Annotated in this window: 2 protein-coding genes and 1 pseudogene; all 3 read right to left on the bottom strand. The window is 60.7% G+C overall.

Annotation, left to right across the window (positions count from 1 at the left end):
• Window positions 1–102: 102 nt before the first annotated feature.
• Window positions 103–318, bottom strand: a complete 216-nt coding sequence (locus DQG18_RS15850; protein ID WP_116655215.1) for a hypothetical protein — start codon at window positions 316–318, stop codon at window positions 103–105.
• Between the two features lie 33 nt (window positions 319–351).
• Window positions 352–837: a hypothetical protein gene (locus DQG18_RS15855; protein ID WP_157970219.1), complete on the bottom strand. Its 486-nt coding sequence runs from the start codon at window positions 835–837 to the stop codon at window positions 352–354.
• Window positions 838–1,166: 329 nt separating this feature from the next.
• Window positions 1,167–1,276 (bottom strand): annotated as a pseudogene (locus DQG18_RS15860) (IS5/IS1182 family transposase); the annotation flags it as partial.

Here is a 1,276-nt window from a genome sequence, read left to right on the forward strand (position 1 = left end):
AAAGGCGATGATGTCTGTAGTCTTCTTCATGGCGTATCGTTCCTTTGGGAAGTTCTGGCAGGCTTCGACACCCGCCACGATACGCCGCCCTTTCAGACCCCGTCACCCATTTCCCGGCATAGCTCCCCGCAGCAGAGGCATGACGCCTTCGGCGAGGTCGCCGAAAGATGTCGGCGCTGCGGAGGCGATTGTCAGCAGGACAAACCAAACCATGAAGGTTGCCAAACCGGCCAGAGGCCCCATCACGGCGAAAAGCGTGACAATTCCCGCCGAGCGGACCCAGCGGTGCTCGCCCTGCCGGCCTTTGACTTTTTTCACGGTTCCCTCTCACATATCGCCGGAATTGCCCGGCTATCGGAATATCCGGCGTGCGATCCATGTACAGGCGGCGGCGGCGAACAGATGCGCGACCAGCAGCCCCCCAATCCATTGCACCTGCCCTTCGGGCGGCACGACGGTCAGGACGACAATCACGCTCAACAGCCACATGACAAACGCCGATCTGAGAGCCCTGCGCCACGAAACGCCAAACAGACGCCGGTCTCCCAGCGCGACCGCAAGGCCGACGGCCAGTGCGGATACGCTTCCAAAGGCATAAGCACCTATGGCAAAGACCATCGTCCCCACCACCATGCCGCCCCAGAACAGCCGGGCGATGTCGCCAGAACTGCCGCTGACGATCCCGGTGCTCACGGCATAAACGGTGAAGATACCATTCACCCCGACCGCGCCCATCAACGGTCCGAGCAGGACGTAGAGCGCAACAATTCCTGCGAAACGCCTCCATGTTGGAAGGTGCGGCCGGCCATGCGCGGCCACGGCATCACTGTTGCTCATTGTTTCCCCCTGGTCTTGTCATGTTCGATACGGACGGCTTGCTGACGATCGCTCGCGTCACGAGCCAGCACAGACAGGCTGCGGCCAGATACCGGAAGCTGCACCCCCCCGAATAGGGGGATGAGCGTAGTTCCTACTGCCACTCGTTTCCAATGACCGTATCGGAACCGGGAGAATAGCCGCTATGAAGAATATCGCCGCGCCGCTTTGTGTCCTTGCTCTTTCCATCACCGCCTTGTCTGCCGTTGCCACTCCGGCCCTACCGGCACGGTGATGCTCCCCGATACGGGCGACAACTGCGCCGTCATCACCCTAGGGTTGAGACTCAATCATAGCCAGTACGCAACTGCTGCTGCGAGCATGACGGCAGATAGATAATTCCGAGCGAGCTTGTCGTACCGTGTGGCGACGCGGCGGAAATCCTTGAGGCGGCAGAACA

The organism is Pelagibacterium sediminicola (assembly GCF_003390885.1).
GTDB classification, from domain to species: domain Bacteria; phylum Pseudomonadota; class Alphaproteobacteria; order Rhizobiales; family Devosiaceae; genus Pelagibacterium; species Pelagibacterium sediminicola.

Coding starts and splice junctions, on each gene's coding strand:
- DQG18_RS15855 (WP_157970219.1), bottom strand. CDS start 837: ATGAGCAACAGTGATGCCGTGGCCGCGCATGGCCGGCCGCACCTTCCA.